The sequence below is a fragment of the Micromonospora sp. AMSO31t genome, assembly GCF_008868175.1.
GTDB lineage: Bacteria > Actinomycetota > Actinomycetes > Mycobacteriales > Micromonosporaceae > Micromonospora.
Genome location: NZ_WBKT01000328.1, coordinates 1 through 569, shown reverse-complemented (window position 1 = coordinate 569; position 569 = coordinate 1). Strand labels below are relative to the sequence as shown.

At 77.5% G+C, this 569-nt stretch carries 1 pseudogene; it reads left to right on the top strand.

From position 1 onward, the window contains the following. Positions 1 to 569, top strand: a pseudogene (locus F8274_RS31535) (hypothetical protein); the annotation flags it as partial.

The window sequence follows — 569 nt, the reverse complement described above, 5'->3', positions numbered from 1 at the left end:
CGACGCCGAGGACACCTTCCGGATCTTCCGGGTCGTCGACGGCGGCGACCTGACCCTGAAGGACCTCACCGTCAAGGGCGGCAACGCCACCGCCTTCAAGTACGGCGGCGGCGGCGCCCCGAGCAACAGCGGCCCGAGCAACAGCGGCCCGAGCAACGGCGCCCCGAGCAACGGCGCCCCGAGCAACGGCGCCCCGGGCAACGGCGCCCCGGGCAACGGCGCCCCGGGCAACGGCGCCCCGGGCAACGGCGCTCCGGCCAACGGCGCGGCGCCCGCCGCCCAGACCGCACCGGCCGGGCAGGGCATGCAGGCGGCACCGGCCGCCCAGGCCGCGCCGGCCGTCATGGGCGCCCAGACCGCCACCACGGTGGCCGCGCCGGTCCAGGCCGCGCCGGTCGCTCAGGGTTCGGGTTCGCAGGGTTCCGGATCGCAGGGCTCGGGGTCGCAGGGCTCGGGGTCGCAGGGTTCGGGGTCGCAGGGTTCGGACTCGCGTGACGGGGACAAGCGCGACGACAAGAAGGGTGAGGGCGACGGCGGTGCGCTCCTGGTCGAGCGCGGCGGCAGCGCCC